This window comes from Pedobacter lusitanus (assembly GCF_040026395.1).
In the GTDB taxonomy this organism is placed as follows: Bacteria; Bacteroidota; Bacteroidia; order Sphingobacteriales; family Sphingobacteriaceae; genus Pedobacter; species Pedobacter lusitanus.
This window is the reverse complement of sequence record NZ_CP157278.1, coordinates 5,554,783-5,572,993: the sequence shown is the minus strand read 5'-3', so window position 1 is coordinate 5,572,993 and position 18,211 is coordinate 5,554,783. Positions and strand designations below refer to the sequence as shown.

Genomic DNA, 18,211 nt, shown 5'->3' with positions numbered 1-18,211 from the left:
GGTTAAAAGGTCAGTTGAAGACCTGCCAGTAATCTCTTATTTTGAGGATACATCATTCTGTCCACGCCCGTATCCAATGCGCTGAATGTTCCGATTTCCGGATCAAGACCTGAATATTTGGTAAAAGTGACCAGGTTCTGACCGCTCAGATAGACCCTTAACCTGGTAATCTTCATTTTTTGAAGAAGTGAAGCCGGAAGCGTATAGCCCAGCTGTACCAGTTTTAATCTCAGGTAAGCACCATTTTCAAGAAAACGTGTCGATTCCCGGGCATTTCTGTTTGGATCACCCAGTACCGCCCTTGGCATGTCAGTCTGTGTATTTTGCGGTGTCCAGGCATTTAAAGTAGTTGTCAGGAAATTTCTGCCTGCATCCATTCCCTCCAGTTCAAAGCGGTTTCCATTATAAATCTTATTTCCGCCTACACCCTGCCAGAAAAGAGATAAATCAAAGTTTTTATAGTTCACTGCAAAATTCAAACTGTATTCAAATCTGGCAAAACCTGAACCCTGGTAAGTTTTATCAGCTTCGTTGATCACGCCATCACCGTTGGTATCCTTAAATCTGACATCCCCCGCTTTGGCATTCGGCTGCAGCAGATCGCCGCTGGCATTTTTGTAATTAGCAGCTTCTGCATCTGTCTGGAACAGGCCATTAGCCTCATACAGATAAAAAGCACCGATCTCTTTTCCAACCTTTGTTTGTGTAGGAATATGGTCTATACCATATCTTAAACCAGCTCCATAAAGTATCTGGTTCTGGTTCGCCAGGCTAATGACCCTGTTTCTTAGCAGACTAAATGCCCCGCCCAGATCAAAATTCCAGTCGTTTCTGCTAAATTTATAATTGGTTTCCAGTTCCAGCCCCTTATTGGAAATTTTACCCACATTCAGGATAGGGTCATTCAAACCCGCCGAAGGAGGAACTTCTTTGGTAATCAGCAACCCGTCAGTAATGTTATCAAAATAATTCAGGGAACCAGTCAGCTGATTATTGAACAAACCATAATCCAGACCTATGTTTTTAGATTTGATGGTTTCCCAGCGCAGATCTCTGTTTAATAAAGCATAACTTGCTGATCCCGGCCATGGCGTAGATCCTGAGCCCTGTACATAACCTCCGGACCAGTTATTTACCGTTGTGATTAATGCCTGATGATCATAGAAGCCCAGTCCGCCTTCATTCCCCAGTTCACCATAACTGGCTCTGATTTTTAAACTGCTTAACCATTTAACTTCTCTTAAAAAGGATTCTTTACTAATATTCCACCCTACTGAGGCAGACGGGAATACCCCATAACGCCTGTTTTCTCCAAATACTGAAGAACCATCTCTTCTGGCAGATACCTGCAGCAAATATTTCTGATCATAAGCATAACTGATCCTTCCCAGCGTAGATAACCTGACATACTTATTATTAGAACCAGCAGCGTTAAAAGTACCGCCCAAACCAGCTGTAATGGTATTAAAATTCGGATCACTAAATCCTCCCGGCACCTCTTTTTCTACAATCTTACCATTAACTACAGTTCTGATAATCGTTTTACCGTCAACAGTTGCGCTTAAAAACCTGTTTGTTTTTTCCTGAGCAGTATAGCCAGCAACGATCTTGAAGCTATGTTTGCCAAAATCAGTATCATAGTTGATCAGGTGCTCCATCAGGCGCTCCTTATAATTTAAGATCTTATTATAAACTCTCGGATAGGAAACCAGAGGATCATTGGCATTTGCCCTGAATGGTGGATTATGCGCATAATCTTCGGTCTGGCTGGTGATATAGTTTAAATTGGCTGTATAAGTCAGCCCCTTGTATAACTTCAGGCCGAACCTCATATTCCCGCCCAGATATTTGGTTTTGGTATAGCCTTCCAGAAAGTGATCCGCCGCAATCGGATTTTGAAATTTGGGCAGCCCGTTTTCAGTCAGCCCGTAACCGTATTTTTCATTGCTGTCCAGGACAGGCAGTAAAGGAGATTGAAAATAGCTGTCCTTAGTATCAAATTTAGCCGCTTCGGCCATAGTTTCAGCATAAATGATATTACTACCAACGGTAAGAATACCTTTGGTAAAATCATTTCTGAGCTTTACAGATTTCTTATTGAAGGAAGAACCGATAAAAGTACCCTTATCATCAGTCAGGTCACCGCTCAAAGCATAAGTCAGATAATCGCCGCCACCGTTTAAACCCACATTATAATTCTGAGAAATCCCCTGACGGTTAATCAGTTTCTGCCAGTCTGTATTATTCGGGCTGTTTTTAGTCAGATAGGCTGGAAAAGCCGAAGGCAGAATGCCTGCATTGGTATACATCTGGGTATGCAGTTTTTTATAACCTTCAGCATCCAGAAAACTATATTTAGCCGTCGGGTTAACTATACTGTAATAACCCGAAACATCTATAACCGGGGCTCCTTTTTTACCTTTTTTGGTGGTGATCAGAATGACACCGTTTGCACTGCTTGAACCATAAATAGAAGCCGCAGCCCCATCTTTAAGCACCTCAATAGAAGCAATATCAGTGTTACTCAGGTAATAGGGATTTCCGGGTACGCCATCTATAATATATAATGGCTGATGCACACCAAAGGTTCCAATACCCCTCAGCCGGACATCCGCTACCTGCCCCGGATTGCCTCCCGGGCTGCTGACACTTAGCCCCGCAACACGCCCCTGCAGGGCATTTACAGGATTATTTGAAGCTACCTGCTGTAATTTCTCACCGCTGACAGAAGTAACCGCACTGGTCAGATTACTTTTGCGCTGTGTTCCATAGCCAATTACAACCACTTCATCCAGACCTTTCATGTCCATTAATAAAACCACGCGCATTTCCCTGCCCGGGGTAACCTGTATTTCCTGTGTTTTGAAACTTACTGCCGAAAAAACCAGGATATCACTTGCAGAAGCACTGATCGTAAACCTGCCATCTTCTGCTGATCTGGTACTGGTCACAGCACCCTTGATTTTTATATTGATTCCTGCAATGGGCTGATCTGCCTCATTCAGGATTTGTCCTTTTACAGGGATATTTTGTGCAAATGCTGTATACACAGTAAGCATTATGACAAGCAGCCCGAACAGTAAATGGATTGGCCATCGTAGAATTTTAATCATAATATTTGGTTTGGTTAGGTTAATTCCCGGATTTGATCATCCGGTTATTTGTTTAATCAAACGTAATATTAACGGGGTTTAAAAACGAGATTTCCACCCCTACACCGCCCATGGCCTTACCCCTACAAGACCTCTACAAATTTCGAATAAAGTTCTTCAAAACTTCTTTAAAGCCCATTCCACCCCCTCAGCATATCATTAGAATGATTTGAGGAAATCATTCAGGTTATCCTGCTGGGTCAGATCAAAATGTTTACGCAAACGGTACCTTGCCATCTCTACAGATTTAACAGATATGTTATTTAAGGAAGCGATTTCTTTAATTGATAAGTTTAACCTGATCTGAGCAGACAACCTGATCTCATTCTGGGTCAGCGTCGGAAACTTCTGTCTCAGATTATAAAAGAAGTCCTGATATTTTGCTTCAATCTGTAAATTGAAGTCTTCCAGATATTTTTCAATATTAATATCATACCTGAATTTGTTGATCAGTTTATAGAGTTTTGAAGATAACTCTTCCTGATAAGTGTGAGCAAGTGTATTCAGTTCAGCCAGAAAATCAGTAATCAGCTCATTTCTGTGTGACATATAAAGCGCATAGTTCTTCAGTTCGGTATGATTAAATTCCAGTTTATTATTAAGGGCTACTTTATCTGAAACTGTAAGCTCCAGTTCTTTCTGAATCAGCTGCTGCTGCATTTGTGCCAGCTCCGCTTTTTTTCTTTGCTGCGCCCTGAGTTTATTGTAAAGTAAAAATCCGATCACAAACAGCAGCACAATAATAATGGCAAGTGTATTCCGCTGATAAGATTTAAGACTTTTTTCCAGGGACAGCGCTTTAATTTCTCTTTCCTTTTCCTGGGCTTCCCTTTTCATGGTCAGGGTAATGAGTGCATTTACCTTATTTTTAGACAGAAACTCTTCTCTTACCGTATTATATTTATCAATATTTATATAGGCTTGTTTATAATCTCCGGTAAGCTTATATAAAAGAGAGAACACCTTATAGTTATCCAGCAGATTTTCTTTTTTAGAATTTGAGGTAGACTGATCAATATAAGCTCTCGCTTTGTTTAAAGCAGCTAATCCTTCAGGATAACGCCCCAGTCTGATCAATGAAAAAGCCATCTGATTATTAACTTCCGCAAGTGACAGCAGATTACCTGTAGAATGCTGCATTGACTGGTTAAAATAAGTAATGGCCTGATTATAATCATTGGTATTATTGCTGCTTATACCCAGGTTATTATAAGCAGCGCTGATTAAAGCCTGATTTTTATACTGGCCTGCAATACTCAATGCCTGATTAAAATAGGCATTCGCTTTCCGGAATTCATTTTTCAGCTGATAGATCAGTCCGATTCCATTTAAAGAAACGGCAGCTTTATTTTGATTTCCCAGTTTTTTATACAGTTCATATGCCTGCGTATGGTATTTGAGTGCAAACTCTGCATTTTCCACATCATAATAAATCCAGCCCAATAAGGTATAGGTAGCACTGATCTTCTCCTGGTTAGCCTGCTTTTTATATATTTCCAGTGCGTTAAAGGCATACTCCAGGGCCAGGTCATAGATATCATTATAAAGATATCCTTCTGCCAGTACGCTCAGCGCGTCTGCTTCCTGTTCTTTAAATTTATTCTCATAAGCCATTAAATAAGCCTCATAGGCATAGGCAATAGCCTGGTTGGTAGAATCTCTGTTTAAACCAGCTGCTTTTTTATTGAGTCTGGTAATTTTTTCTCTGACAGGATCAGGAACAGCTTTGACTGGATCGGCTTTTGCATCGAAGCAAATCAGAGAAATCAAAAATAAAGCTATAAAACAGCATAGTTCTGAGGGTTTTACCCTTCCGTTTATTATCAGCATATCTGGTTATTTCTGTTTGTTTCCGTCAATCGGATCAAATCAGAAATTAAATATAAAAAATAAAAAAAGCCCGGTAATCAATTTATAGCTGATTACCGGGCTTTTATTTCTACCAGTATGAATTATGGTTTCCCTGTGGTCAGGTAATCCCAGCTCGCTTTAGTAAGCTCTGCAATAATCAGGTCAGTTGCTTTTTCATCTTCTTTAGTCATAGACACGAATGCAGCAACGGCAAAATGTTTTCCGTCAGGAAGAGTTACAATGCCAATATCATTGGAAGCTGCTGTCAGCCCTGATTTATTAGCGCCTGAGCTACCGGTTTTATGGGCGGCTAAAGTACCTGCAGGCAATAAACCTTTAATTTTGTCAGCTCCGGTAGACGTTTCGGTCATGACCTTACATAAAAATTCATGGGATGCCGGAGAAAGTATTTTTTTAGCATAAAACAGTCCCAGTAACTCTGTAGCAGCCTGAGGGGTAGTCCAATTGGTAAACTGGATCTGGTCATTCTGGTGCATTTGTTCTTCAGTAGCTGTAATGGCTACATCTTTTATCCCAAGATGATGAATATACCGGTTTACTTTTGCAGGGCCGCCAATCAACCTGAACAGGATATCACAACCATTGTTATCACTTTGCGAAACTGTAAAACTTAAAATTTCTGACAAAGGAATTTCAACTTCTCCGTTCGGGTATTTATCTCTTAACGGGCTCCAGGTATCTGGTAACAAGTCACTTTTTTTAACCATTATTTTCTGATCCAGCTTTAACTTACCCTGATCAACCTGATCTAAAACGGCAAGTGCAAGATGAAATTTATAGACACTTTGCATGGGTAAATGTTTTGTACCGTTAACCGTTAAGGTATCTCCATTCCGGAGATCTGTCAGCGAGAATCCAATGGTCGCTGAATGTGCATTGACAATACGCTGAAGCTTTTCCCGTAGTTCACTTTTCTGAGCAAAAGCATTGACTGAAATCATCAGTAAAAACACTCCGCAAACCACGCTCTTTATTCTAAAAAATCCTTTCATAATAGTAAACTAACGCTTAATTTTCATTTAGCGTACAAAAGTTTCAGGATAATTCTGCCTGCTCATCACAGTAATTAATCTTCTTTTTCTTAGTCCCTGGTTCTGAGATCTTAAGGAAGAATAAATTTCCTGTTACATGAAATGAGTCAATAAAATGTCCGAAAATTAAAAAAAAAGCTAAGTCACCACTTTTGAATAAAATATCCCCTATATTGCCTTTTAGGAAACATCATTAACCTCTTCCTATGAAAATTATTTTACCTATAGCTAATTTAAAGCGGGCAATTCATGACTTGGTATACATTAATTCCAAGCTGAATATTATCGAAAATTAAGATTGATTGTTCATCTCCCCGGGCTATGGAAAGTAAAGAAAACGTTAAACACAGAAATAAAGAACAGACCAAAAGAAAACTTCTTCAGGCCGTTGGCGAAATTATAATTGAAAAAGGCTATTCGGGTTTGGGAGTTAATAAAATTGCAAACAAAGCCGGCGTAGATAAAAAACTTATTTACCGCTATTTTGGCGATGGAAATCTGCTCGTGGAAACCTATATCCTGGAAAAGGATTACTGGCTTAGTCTGGCTGATAAACTGGAAGAATTTAGTGAGATACAAACTCCTGAAAAGGCCAGAGAAATTATAGCTGACATTTTAGAGCGTCAGTTTACCACCTTCTTTGAAGAAGAGGCTATGCAAAGACTGATCCTGGAAGAACTGACATCCAGAACCTCGCTGATGGCTGGTATCTGCAACATCAGAAGAAACATAGGTGCAAGTCTGCTCAAACATACTGACCCCCATTTTAAAAATTCTGAAGTAAATTTCAGAGCGGTAAGTGCATTGCTTATATCAGGCATATATTATCTGGTTTTACAGGCCAGAATTAATGGGGGCACTATTTGCGGAATAGATATCAATACTCCTTCAGGCAGAAAGGAAATTACCAAAACCATTCGTCATATTATCGAATGGGCTTATGAAATACCCAAAAAGAAATCAAAAGGCAACTAAAACATAATTTTTCAATAAACGCTAGAAATATCATGAAATATGAACTGCAGGAATTCAAGTCAATGGTTGACGCCTTACACGAAAGTGATGGGTTTGAAAGCTGGATGACCAGGCAGCGTAAGCTTATTGAAAATATGGCCTTTGAAGCCGGACGGATTTGTCAGCTATTTAAAGACATCAGTATGGAAAAGGATGCAGTACTTTTTACCAGGTACTTCCATCTGCATCAGCATTCCCTGGTCAGTATGGCAGATCAGGTTTACACTTTCCTGAAAGAACATACGCATGCTGATCATGAGCAGGAGGATCTTGAAAACGACGGAGAATTATCTTTACAGCGCTTATATAATGCACTGGTAAGTATTCTGCAGTTTATGCAGACACAGTTAAAGATCTTTTTTAAAACAGACGGAAAAGTTCCGGTCAGCTTTATAGAGCAGCATCAGTATCAGGAAGAACAGAATCATCTTTTCATAGAGAAAGCATTGCTGGAAAGAAGTATAAATTCTACGATTATCACGCATCTGATAACCGTTTTAAGATTTGAAGATCAGCAACCCAATGAAGAAATATCCTTTGCGGTATATACCTATGTACTCAAAGTACAAAAGGAACTCTTATTTTATCTGCGCGGGAAGGATGATGAAACAAATAATTACAGAATACTCAAATTACTAACCACCCTGAACCTGAACAGTATCGGGATATATGAACACTATCACGGGGTAATTAATGATAATCAACTACCTCATTTCAGGAACATCGGTTTGCAAAAACCTACAGATCCTATTAAAATGTCTTTACTCTTGTTTATTATCACTGAAATTAATTCTTTACATGCCCTGAAGCTGATCGCAAAAGAACTATATCCTTTAGAAAGCCAGGGCCCTGCCTGAAAAGACTGATCCAGGTTATTATTACTGGCAAAGCCAATCTCTCCTCCGGTAAAAAAGAGTGTTACAGCATCTGCAAGACAGAGTGCCGGCAGAGCTATGCCCGATCCTCCGCTGTCATTCAGGGTAAACTATTTGTTTTTTGATCCTGCAAACCTGGCATCTTATTAATCCTGAAAACTTTAGAATGCTTTAGAAAGAAAATCACTATAATTTGCAATATTATGCAAATTTGCTTTTATTTGCAGAGCTATGAGTACAATAACGAAACCAGAAAATTATATTAAGTCTGCACGCAGAGCCAACATGCTTAACTTTCTGCTTTGCGGTTTAGGCATTGCAACCTGGGCGCCAATGGTGCCTTATGCCAAAGAACGCCTGGCATTTAATGATGCAAATTTAGGGCTTCTTTTACTGCTTATGGGCGCGGGAGCACTGATTATGATGCCGGTAACAGGCCTGCTAATCCGTAAATACGGAAGCAGAAAGATTATGCTGATGGCAATAATTTTTGTAGCCCTGACTCTGCCACTGCTTCTGATGATGAATACGCCGGTAAGTATGGGCTGTATCCTGTTTGCATTTGGCGCATCAATAGGAACTATCGATGTGGCTATGAATGCTCAGGCAATCCATATAGAGCGCCATTATACCAAACATATTATGTCATCCTTTCACGGGCTTTTCAGTCTTGGCGGAATTTTTGGTCCGTTGTTGATGGGTGGTATGATTAAGTCCGGGCTGCAACCTGTCTATGCTTCCTGTATAATTTCCATACTGTTACTGACTATAGCAATCAGTCAGTATAAATCTCTGCTATCCAGGGATCAGGAACCTCAGACAGCTGAAAAAACAAAATTCTCGTGGCCGGGGAAAACAGTAATTTTCCTGGGTCTGATGTGTTTTATTGTTTTTCTGGCCGAAGGTTCAATTCTTGACTGGAGCGCTGTATTTTTAAAAGACATCAAAAACTTTGATGCAGCTATAGCCGGAACAGGTTATGCTGCATTTTCTATTGCAATGACTGTGATGCGTCTGGCAGGTGATAAATTTGTAGACCGCATAAGTCCGCAAAAGATAGTTCTGTTTGGTTCTTTACTTTCTTCCGCAGGTTTTTTAATTACTGTATTCAGCCCCTGGGGGTGGCTTACCCTGGCCGGGTTTATCCTGGTAGGTCTGGGAGCTGCCAATATTGTTCCTGTTTTATTCAGCGCAGCTGGTAAACTCAAAGATGTATCTGCCTCCGTAGCTTTGCCTGCAGTAACCACCATGGGATATGCAGGTTCACTTGCAGGCCCGGCGGGAATCGGAATGATTGCCTATTTCAGTTCACTGCCCATTGCATTTTGCTGTATTGCTGCCTTACTCCTGCTGGTAAGTATATCGTATCGTCAAAAATAAACCTGAATCAATTACAAAAAGCAGATTATTCCTGTAAAAATTGACGAAAAATGAATACTATTGATCATTAAATGAAAAAAGAACAACGTTTTAATTATATACTGACAAAACTGGACCAGGATAAAATGGTCGAATTTAATACTTTAAGTATTGAACTGAAAATTTCTGAAGATACCGTAAGACGTGATATTGAAGAGCTGGCAAAGAACGGCTTATTATCAAAGGTACGTGGAGGTGCCATACCAAGATCTGAGAATCCGCTTACCTTCAAAGATCGCATCGGCTATCTGAGTCAGGATAAAGAAGTGATTGCGCTTAAAGCATTAAGGCTGATCAAAAACGGGCAAACCATTTTTCTGGATGGAGGAACTTCAGTTTATACTCTTGTATCCTTATTTCCGGCAGATATTAAATTGACCGTAATCACTAATAATGTAGCTATTATTCCTCTTCTGGCACTTTATAATGGAATCAAAACTATAGTACTGGGCGGAGAATATACCAGAACCACCGAAAGTCTATTCGGACTGGAAGCGGTCAAAGGCGCTGAAAAATTCAGAGCAGATATTTTCTTTCTTGCGCCTTGTTCAATTGATGAAAAAGGAGTTACAGCAACCTATAAAGAAGAAGCCGAGCTCAAACAGGCGATGATTGCTTCAGCAGACCAGGTTGTCCTTTTATGCAACTTTAATAAACTGGACACCAAAGATCCTTACAACGTTTGCCGGCTTGAAGAGCTGACCTATATTATCACTGAAGAAGATATCAGTTGTAAAGAATTTGATTTATACAAAAAATCTGGTATTATCTTTCTTTAAACAGCTCCTTTCAATAAACCTCATTTCGTTTGATTGCCACCCGGCTTCCGGCAGAAAACCTTTTTTCTGCAACCTTATTTTTCTAAATTTCCAAAGAATTCTGATCATATCTTTTTCTTCCGGCTGAACAGTTGTTCTGAATGGATTGAGGCTAGTAGAAAATCTGTTGTATAGTAAGGAGGCAACAGCAAAAGGAACGTATAACAAATAATCAGATAAATTTTAAACAGGATATCAAAATAAGTATCTTGATCATTATAGTTTCAGGGTCAATAACCGTGGTGATTTGATTAAGAAAACGCTCATGAATAAATATATAAAGTACCTGCTGATATTTATTTCAATAACCGGCCTGTTTGCCTGTGTCAATATAGACCGGATGAGAGCATTATACGATGCCCAGCTTGATGTTTTTAAAAAGAATGATACTTATCACGAGGTACAATCGGTAACACATAAAACTCTAAAAAAGTGGATTGCCGAAGATTTGCAGGGAGTCAGGATACTTAAAAAGAGTGACTGGAAACTGGATGATGCCGTTTTTTTTAACAGCAAAAAAGACAGATGTTATTTATTACTCTTAATTCAGGATAAAGATCCGAAAGCAGAGCTGGATTATGTTTATATACTCTATGGTGCAAAAGAAAATGAGCAATGGACGCTCTATTTTTCAGGTCTTCCAACATTGGTTTTTCCAAGAAAAGAAGGTGATGATGGCAAATATCAGCCAGTTGCGATGACAACCCTGTCATTGTTAAGCAAGGATGAGATTCTTAAAAGCTATTATAAAGCTAACAGACGCATCAATGATGAATATGTGAATAAGGCCTATACAGCAGAGCTCAAAAAGAAACAGCAATTGTTTCTTCAAAAAATGCAGTAGAGATTTATCCCGGTTGTGATAGCTACTATGCGGCCTGCTCAGGATCAGCAGACAGTAGATTTTTATCCTCAGCTGATCACCTGATTATCAAAATCATCAAATCAATTAATAATTCCCTAAGCCTCAAATATATCATCAGAATATTTAAACAACCCTCAAATCATTAACTTAATTCAAAAGAATTATTTATTTTTTTTAGCGCAAACAATCCATAAACTCCATTTGTTACTCGTTACATACCATGACTATCTGATGACATAGTCAAACAGCTGACTGCTGCTTTACAACTACGCAGTCAGTATACTAATTCATAACTAAATAATAGAAAAAATGAAAAAAACCATCTTACCTCTCGCCCTTTTAAGCTTAACACTTTCGCTTGGGGTACATTCTGCTTCGGCACAAATTAAACTTAACAGTAAAGGTCTGGGTGCTTTGCAAAAAGGAGTTAAAGCGGCTACTTTCTCGGATGCTGATGCAGCAAAACTTGCTGGTGAAGCCGTAACCTGGATGGATGCCAATAATACAGTTGCAGGCCCTAAAGACCCTTATACCATCAGATTGAACAAAATATTCTCCAAACATGAAAATGAAGGCGGTCTTAAACTGAACTACAAAGTGTACAAAGTAAAAGATATCAATGCATTTGCCTGCGCTGATGGCAGTGTCCGTGTATTTTCTTCTCTGATGGACATTATGAGTGATGATGAATTACTGGGCATAATTGGTCATGAGATTGGTCACGTGGCCAATAAGGATACCAGAGATGCCGTAAGAAGTGCCTATAAAAGAGAAGCGATTACAGACGCAGCTTCTTCTCAGTCTGGCGTAGTAAATTCACTTTCACAAAGTCAGCTCGGAAGTTTTGCCAACGCCCTGCTTGACAGCAAATACAACCGTAAACAGGAGAGTGAAGCTGATGACTATTCTTATGAGTTTATGAAAAAGCATAATTATAAAGTTACTGCTTTAGCCAGTGCATTTCAGAAATTCGCAGATATGGAGAAATCATCCGGTGCCGAGAAAACTAAAACGGAAAGAATGTTAAGTTCACACCCTGATAGCGGCACACGTGCGGCAAAGATTTTAGAAAAAGCAAAAAAAGACGGTTTGTCTAAATAAGACTGAAATCCGGATAAGCTAAGCCCTGCTAACTGATCCGGTAATTTAAAAAACAGGCCCGGATTTTATCCGGGCCTGTTTTTTTATCCGTTTTCCTGTACAATAGCTTTTTTAGTGGTTAACGTAGCCCCTGTACTGGCAATAACTACACAGGCGATGGCCAGCCACTGATAAAAAGTAAGATATTCATGTAAAAGAAACAGCCCGCTTAAAGCCGCTACTGCAGGTTCCAGACTCATTAAAATACTGAATGTACGTGCAGGCATTTCTCTCAATGCATTGATTTCCAATGTAAATGGTATTGCGCTTGACAATAGTGCCAGTGCTGTTCCCAGTAAAAACAGAGCCGGAGTCATTTGCATCAATCCGCCGCTGCTGATTCCAATTGGAGCAACAATCAGCGTAGCAAACAACATCCCGACAGTCACCGCATCACCACCTTTCATAATTTTAGAAATCCTGCCTCCCAGGGCAATATAACCTGCCCAGAATGCCCCAGCTGCAAGTGCCAGGAAAACACCGAGTAAATCAATGCCCTTATTACTCCAGGGCGCAATAAAAGCAATTCCTGCTGCTGCAAGTAATACCCAGAGATAATCCTGTATACGTTTAGATCCAAATGTGGCCAGCATTAAAGGCCCTACAAATTCAAGTGTAACACCCAGACCTATAGGTATTCTTTTAATTGCCATATAAAAAACAAGATTCATAACGCCCAGACACAGGCCATAAGGAATAACTGCTTTCCACTGCTGCGCAGTAAGATTTCTTAAATTTGTCCGGTTAACGGCCATCAGGATCACAGCGGATAATCCTATCCGGATCAGCGCTGTACTTTCGGCTCCTAAAACAGGAAATAAGCCTTTTGCAATTGCGGCTCCCCCCTGTACACTGATAATGGCTAAAAGAACGGCTGGTATTGGTGGTATTGTAATTGATTTTTTAGAATTCATTTTCACTGCAAATTTAGCGATTAAAATATTTTTTCTCGTTAAATTAGGGTAGTGCAAATGCCGGAATAACCAAATGAACTATACGCAGATCAATCCTCCTGATTCACTCAAAAACTATATCAGGTATTGCTGGGTACTGAAAAGTACCGGGACGGACCCTGCTGTGAAAGTTTTCAGGACAATGGCAGATGGCTGTCCGGGGTTGCTTTTTCAGCCTTCAGCAAATGGAATTCTCTACAAAAACACTGATAAATTACCTGAAACCCTGCTTTTTGGTCAGAGCACAAAATATACGATATTAAATTTAGCAGGTAGTTTTAACACACTGGGCATCTATTTTTATCCCAACGCACTGCAATCCATATTTGGTGTTAACGCAATGGAGTTGACCGATTCCTGTATGGATCTGAATTTACTGGCAGAAAAAAATGACTTTTACCTGAAAGAACTACTGCTAACCACAAATGATAGCAATGAACAGCTGGAAATATTATTTTCCTATCTGAATTTTCAGATCCGGAAAAATAACAGGCAGGTTAACCTGCCGATGGAATATGCGTTATCCAGTATGATTACTTCAAATGGAAATATTCCGCTAAAAATGATACAGGATTATTTACGGCTTTCGGAAAGAAGCCTGGAAAGAAAATTTAAAGAATATATTGGAATTTCTCCAAAATTATTTTCCAGAATCTGTCGTTTTCAGGCTTCATTAAGCCAGTTAAGAAATCACGATTATGATAAGTTTTCTGATATCGCCTATGGCAACAATTATGCTGATCAATCTCATTTTATCCGTTCATTTAAAGAATTTGCGGGCTTCTCCCCTTTTCAATATCAAAAACAAGCCAGAGAAGTTGTTCAGAATCTCTCTGAATTAATTTAGGACAGCTGTCGGCTTTGTTCTATTTTAAAAATCCTGTACGCCATAGCTTTAGATCAAAATCATAAAGTTATGCAATCATCAAAAAACACAGAGAAAAAAATACTGGTTCTTGGCGGTACAGGAAAAACAGGCAGCAGAGTAGCAGACAGACTTTCCAAACTGGGCTATCCGGTAAGCATAGGTTCAAGAACTGCTGATATCCCATTTGACTGGGATGATATTTCTACCTGGAAACCTGCATTACAGAACATCAGATCAGTCTACATCACCTTTCAACCTGATTTGGCTGTGCCTAACGCCCCTGGCTGTATAGCATCCTTTTCCAGAATGGCTGCTGAAAACGGTATAGAGAAACTGGTTTTATTATCCGGCCGCGGAGAAGAAGAAGCCAGACACTGTGAGCAGATTGTAATCAACAGCGGCATCGCATGGACCATTGTCAGAGCCAGCTGGTTTTTCCAGAACTTCAGTGAAAGTTATTTTTTAACAGATGTCTTATCAGGCCAGGTTACCCTACCTGTGGGAGATATTCCAGAGCCCTTTATAGATGCGGATGATATTGCTGATGTAGCTGTTGCTGCTTTAACTCAGGATGGGCATTCGGGAGAAATATATGAAATTACTGGTCCCCACTTACTGACTTTTAAAGAGGTCATTCAGGAGATCGCCACAGCAGCAGGAAAAAACATAGTTTATAAGCAGGTATCCGCCGAAGAATATACTGCTTTACTGGTATCCGGTCAGGTACCGCAGGAATACATCGCACTGCTTTCTTATTTATTTACTGAGGTCATGGATGGCAGAAACAGTTATATCGTCAATGATGTAGAAAGGGCTCTGGGCAGAAAAGCCACAGATTTTAGCAGTTATACCCGTAAAACAGCAGCTTCTGGTATCTGGAACTAAGCATAAACGGAGGCCTGTCGGTGAGTCGTTTAAGTTACGTCAGTTATCGGGGTTGGTATAGGGTTGGTATACCCCGGGGGTATACCAACCCTATACCAACCCCGATAACTGACGCTTCTCTCTCTTATTTTGCAGCGTTATTGATATTACGCTCTTTTTTATGATGCTGCAATTGTATAAGGTTTATCTTGTCTGTTTACCTTATTCCGGTAAGCCCAGTAAAATACGATCGGGAAGATAAACAGGTTAAACAGCGTATCAGAGATTAATCCGCCGATTACCACAGTAGCCAGTGGTCTGGAAGTTTCAGAACCTATACCAGTAGACATCGCTGCGGGTAATAAACCTATAGCGGCCATCATCGCAGTCATGACCACCGGACGGATACGAGACTCCACACCGATTCTCAATGCATCAATAAATGTCCATTCAGGATGATTATGACGCATTTCTTTAATGTTAGACTTGAATTTGGTAATCAGTATCACCCCATTCTGCACACAGATACCAAACAAGGCTATAAAACCAATTCCTGAGGAAATACTAAAGTTGATACCCGTCAGCATTAAGGCAAATATCCCTCCTACTATGGCAAATGGCACATTATTTAAAACGAGTAAGGAATCTTTGATTGTTCCGAACAGAATAAACAGGATAAAGAAAATAAGTAATATACTAACCGGTACTACTTGTGTTAACCTGGTAGTTGCACGCTGCTGATTTTCAAAATCACCGGCCCATTCCATACTATATCCCTTGGGTAATTTAACCTGTGCATTGACTTTATCCTGTGCTTCTTTAATTGTACTACCCATATCACGGCCACGTACAGAAAATTTAATTGCACCGTATCTTTTATGTTTATCCCTGTAAATCATACTCGGACCAACCAACTTTCTGATTTCAGCGATTTCCCGCAGCGGAACTTTATTGCCTGATAAAGTTGGTACACGCAAATCGCCTATGGCAGCCGCATTATTTCTGAAATTCTCCGGATATCTGATTCTGAGATCAAATTTCCGCTCGCCTTCATAAATCTGGGTAGCGGCCTTTCCTCCGATCGCGGTTTCAATGACCGCATTGGCATCTGCAGTGGTCACTCCATAAAGGGCCATCTTTTCCTGATTCAGATTAATCTGCAATTCTGGCTGCCCGAGATTGCGCATAATCCCCAGATCCTCGACCCCTTTCACTCCCTTCATAATCTGGAAAATCTTTTCCTCTTTCTCTTCTATAAATTTAAAGTTATCACCAAATAGTTTAATGACGATAGATCCTTTGACACCGGATACCGCTTCTTCCACATTATCAGAGATAGGCTGAGAAAAATTGAGGTCTATACCCGGATAGAAGGCTAGTTTTTGCTGCATCCTTTCAATCAGACTGGCTTTACTTTCTTTTTTCTTCCACTGATCCTGCGGATACAGGTCTACGTGAAACTCTATATTGTAAAAACCTGTCGCATCAGTTCCGTCATCCGGCCGGCCGGTCTGGGAAATAACTTGCCTCACTTCCGGAAAACTCCTGAAAGTTTTACGCATATCATTGGCCAGTTTCACAGATTCTCCCAGCGAAGTACTCAAAGGGCCCGTCGCTCTGACATAAATAGATCCCTCATTAAGCTGCGGTAAAAACTCTGTTCCTAAAAACTTAAAACAGAACAGACTTACAGCCAGTATAATCATCGCGACAGGAAAAGCTATTTTACGACCTTTGAAACAGATATTAAAAAGCCGCATGGAGTTTCTGGTGATCCACTCCACAAAAATGTTATGTTTTTCACGCACATTTTTTTTCAGCAATACGCTCGCCATCACCGGAACCAGCGTGAAAGTTAAAATCAGCGCACCCAATAAGGCAAAACCAAGTGTCCAGGCCAGTGGAGAAAACATTTTGCCTTCTACTTTTTCAAAACTGAAAATAGGCAGTAAACCTACAATAATAATCAGCTTGGCAAAAAATATCCCTTTACCATTAACCAGACAGGCTTCTTTGATCATTCCCAGCTTACTCAGCTTATTGAATTTATCCATGCCTTCTTTTTTGGCCCGATGATCCAGGACGACGAAAATTCCTTCCATCATGACCACTGCCCCGTCTATGATAATCCCAAAGTCAATCGCCCCCATCGAGAGTAAATTAGCTGACATTCCTTTTAACCGCAGACAGATAAAAGCAAATAGCAAAGCCAGCGGAATAACCACGGCGACAATCACAGTAGTCCGCCAGTCGGCCATAAACAGAAATACGATCACTGTTACAAAAACGATACCTTCTGCCATATTATGCAGTACGGTATGGGTAGCAAAATCAACAAGATCTTCCCGGTCATAAAAAGTATCTATTTTCACACCATCAGGTAAAATAGTACTGTTTAATTCATTGACCTTAAGCTTCAGGTCACGGATCACGTCACTGGTATTTTCTCCTTTACGCATCACCACAATACCTTCAACTACATCAGGATCGCCATCCCGGCCTACCTGTCCCAGAGCCGGAAGTCTCGATTCAGTAACTTCAGCAATGTTTTTTACATAAATCGGGGTACCTTTAACATTATCGACGATGATATTTTTGATCTCACTGATATTATTCAGCAAACCAATACCACGGACTACATAAGCCTGTCCGCTTTGTTCAATGACATCTCCGCCTACATTAATATTACTTTTGGATACCGCTTCATAAAGCTGCAGTGCTGATACACCATATTGTACTGCCTTTTCCGGATCTATAGTAATCTGGTAAGCCTTGGTTTCTCCGCCAAAACTATTGACATCAGCTACTCCGGGTACAGAACGTATTTCCCGTTCAACCACCCATTCTTCCAGTGTTTTGAGTTCACGAACCGATTTTTTGTTGCTGCTTAAGGTATATCTGAAAATCTCCCCTGTCGGGCCGTACGGAGGTGAAACATTGGGTTTGGCACCATCGGGCAAATCGGCATCGCCTAAATGATTATTAATCTGTAAACGGGCAAAGGCATAATCCACATCATCTTCAAAAGTCACTTTGACTACAGACAGACCAAAAAGTGAAGATGAACGTATGGTTGTTTTTTTCTGGGTCGGATTCATCGCAATCTCCAGCGGGCGGGTCACAAACTTCTCCACCTCTTCGGCACTTCTGCCCGGCCATTGGGTAATAATAGTGACAGAGGTATTGGTTACATCCGGAAATGCGTCGATAGCGATACTTTTAAAGCTGAAATAGCCGCCGATCAGCAGTAGAAATGTCATAAAGAAAATGAAGAACTTATTCTTTAGGGCAAATGCAAGTACAGTTTTGATTACTTTATTCATTGCGTTGAATTTATACG

At 40.2% G+C, this 18,211-nt stretch carries 13 protein-coding genes; 8 read left to right on the top strand and 5 right to left on the bottom strand.

Features of this window, described 5'->3' with window-relative positions; genetic code table 11:
* Positions 1–2: 2 nt before the first annotated feature.
* The 3 genes from PL_RS23940 to PL_RS23930 form a co-directional block, all read right to left on the bottom strand.
* Positions 3–3,113 carry a SusC/RagA family TonB-linked outer membrane protein gene (locus PL_RS23940; protein ID WP_348620546.1) on the bottom strand — a complete coding sequence of 1,037 codons (3,111 nt, stop codon included), beginning with the start codon at positions 3,111–3,113 and terminating at the stop codon, positions 3–5.
* Between the two features lie 198 nt (positions 3,114–3,311).
* On the bottom strand, positions 3,312–4,982 hold the full coding sequence (locus tag PL_RS23935; RefSeq protein WP_041881961.1) for a tetratricopeptide repeat protein: 1,671 nt from the start codon (positions 4,980–4,982) through the stop codon (positions 3,312–3,314).
* 122 nt (positions 4,983–5,104) lie between these two features.
* Entirely contained in the window at positions 5,105–6,016 is a 912-nt protein-coding gene (locus PL_RS23930; RefSeq protein ID WP_041881964.1) for a class A beta-lactamase LUS-1, read from the bottom strand.
* A 360-nt stretch (positions 6,017–6,376) separates the two neighbouring features.
* Here PL_RS23930 and PL_RS23925 point away from each other — a divergent pair, with 360 nt between their 5' ends.
* The 6 genes from PL_RS23925 to PL_RS23900 all read left to right on the top strand — a co-directional run bounded on the left by PL_RS23925 (position 6,377) and on the right by PL_RS23900 (position 12,147).
* Positions 6,377–7,030 (top strand): TetR/AcrR family transcriptional regulator, encoded by a 654-nt coding sequence (locus PL_RS23925; RefSeq protein ID WP_348620544.1) that lies wholly within the window; start codon positions 6,377–6,379, stop codon positions 7,028–7,030.
* Positions 7,031–7,062: 32 nt separating this feature from the next.
* Entirely contained in the window at positions 7,063–7,926 is an 864-nt protein-coding gene (locus PL_RS23920; protein WP_041881966.1) for a hypothetical protein, read from the top strand.
* Positions 7,927–8,175: 249 nt separating this feature from the next.
* Complete coding sequence (locus tag PL_RS23915; protein WP_041881968.1) at positions 8,176–9,324, top strand: MFS transporter; 1,149 nt, start codon at positions 8,176–8,178, stop codon at positions 9,322–9,324.
* Positions 9,325–9,395: 71 nt separating this feature from the next.
* Positions 9,396–10,142, top strand: coding sequence for a DeoR/GlpR family DNA-binding transcription regulator (locus PL_RS23910; RefSeq protein WP_041881971.1), 747 nt, complete (start codon positions 9,396–9,398; stop codon positions 10,140–10,142).
* 304 nt (positions 10,143–10,446) lie between these two features.
* Positions 10,447–11,025: a hypothetical protein gene (locus PL_RS23905; protein WP_041881976.1), complete on the top strand. Its 579-nt coding sequence runs from the start codon at positions 10,447–10,449 to the stop codon at positions 11,023–11,025.
* Positions 11,026–11,355: 330 nt separating this feature from the next.
* On the top strand, positions 11,356–12,147 hold the full coding sequence (locus PL_RS23900; protein WP_041881993.1) for a M48 family metallopeptidase: 792 nt from the start codon (positions 11,356–11,358) through the stop codon (positions 12,145–12,147).
* A gap of 83 nt (positions 12,148–12,230) precedes the next feature.
* Here PL_RS23900 and PL_RS23895 read toward each other — a convergent pair whose 3' ends face one another.
* Positions 12,231–13,100, bottom strand: a complete 870-nt coding sequence (locus PL_RS23895) for an EamA family transporter (RefSeq protein ID WP_041881978.1) — start codon at positions 13,098–13,100, stop codon at positions 12,231–12,233.
* Positions 13,101–13,173: 73 nt separating this feature from the next.
* On the opposite strand from PL_RS23895, the gene PL_RS23890 reads away from it, so the two are divergent.
* A complete protein-coding gene (locus PL_RS23890) occupies positions 13,174–13,986 on the top strand; it encodes a helix-turn-helix transcriptional regulator (RefSeq protein WP_041881981.1) in 813 nt (270 codons plus the stop codon).
* 69 nt (positions 13,987–14,055) lie between these two features.
* Complete coding sequence (locus tag PL_RS23885; RefSeq protein ID WP_041881983.1) at positions 14,056–14,892, top strand: NAD(P)H-binding protein; 837 nt, start codon at positions 14,056–14,058, stop codon at positions 14,890–14,892.
* A 158-nt stretch (positions 14,893–15,050) separates the two neighbouring features.
* On the opposite strand, the gene PL_RS23880 is transcribed toward PL_RS23885, so the two are convergent.
* Positions 15,051–18,194: an efflux RND transporter permease subunit gene (locus PL_RS23880; protein ID WP_041877230.1), complete on the bottom strand. Its 3,144-nt coding sequence runs from the start codon at positions 18,192–18,194 to the stop codon at positions 15,051–15,053.
* Between the last annotated feature and the right edge of the window lie 17 nt (positions 18,195–18,211).

Coding starts and splice junctions, on each gene's coding strand:
- PL_RS23940 (WP_348620546.1), bottom strand. CDS start 3,113: ATGATTAAAATTCTACGATGGCCAATCCATTTACTGTTCGGGCTGCTT.
- PL_RS23920 (WP_041881966.1), top strand. CDS start 7,063: ATGAAATATGAACTGCAGGAATTCAAGTCAATGGTTGACGCCTTACAC.
- PL_RS23900 (WP_041881993.1), top strand. CDS start 11,356: ATGAAAAAAACCATCTTACCTCTCGCCCTTTTAAGCTTAACACTTTCG.
- PL_RS23930 (WP_041881964.1), bottom strand. CDS start 6,016: ATGAAAGGATTTTTTAGAATAAAGAGCGTGGTTTGCGGAGTGTTTTTA.
- PL_RS23910 (WP_041881971.1), top strand. CDS start 9,396: ATGAAAAAAGAACAACGTTTTAATTATATACTGACAAAACTGGACCAG.
- PL_RS23890 (WP_041881981.1), top strand. CDS start 13,174: ATGAACTATACGCAGATCAATCCTCCTGATTCACTCAAAAACTATATC.
- PL_RS23935 (WP_041881961.1), bottom strand. CDS start 4,982: ATGCTGATAATAAACGGAAGGGTAAAACCCTCAGAACTATGCTGTTTT.
- PL_RS23880 (WP_041877230.1), bottom strand. CDS start 18,194: ATGAATAAAGTAATCAAAACTGTACTTGCATTTGCCCTAAAGAATAAG.
- PL_RS23895 (WP_041881978.1), bottom strand. CDS start 13,100: ATGAATTCTAAAAAATCAATTACAATACCACCAATACCAGCCGTTCTT.
- PL_RS23925 (WP_348620544.1), top strand. CDS start 6,377: ATGGAAAGTAAAGAAAACGTTAAACACAGAAATAAAGAACAGACCAAA.
- PL_RS23915 (WP_041881968.1), top strand. CDS start 8,176: ATGAGTACAATAACGAAACCAGAAAATTATATTAAGTCTGCACGCAGA.
- PL_RS23885 (WP_041881983.1), top strand. CDS start 14,056: ATGCAATCATCAAAAAACACAGAGAAAAAAATACTGGTTCTTGGCGGT.
- PL_RS23905 (WP_041881976.1), top strand. CDS start 10,447: ATGAATAAATATATAAAGTACCTGCTGATATTTATTTCAATAACCGGC.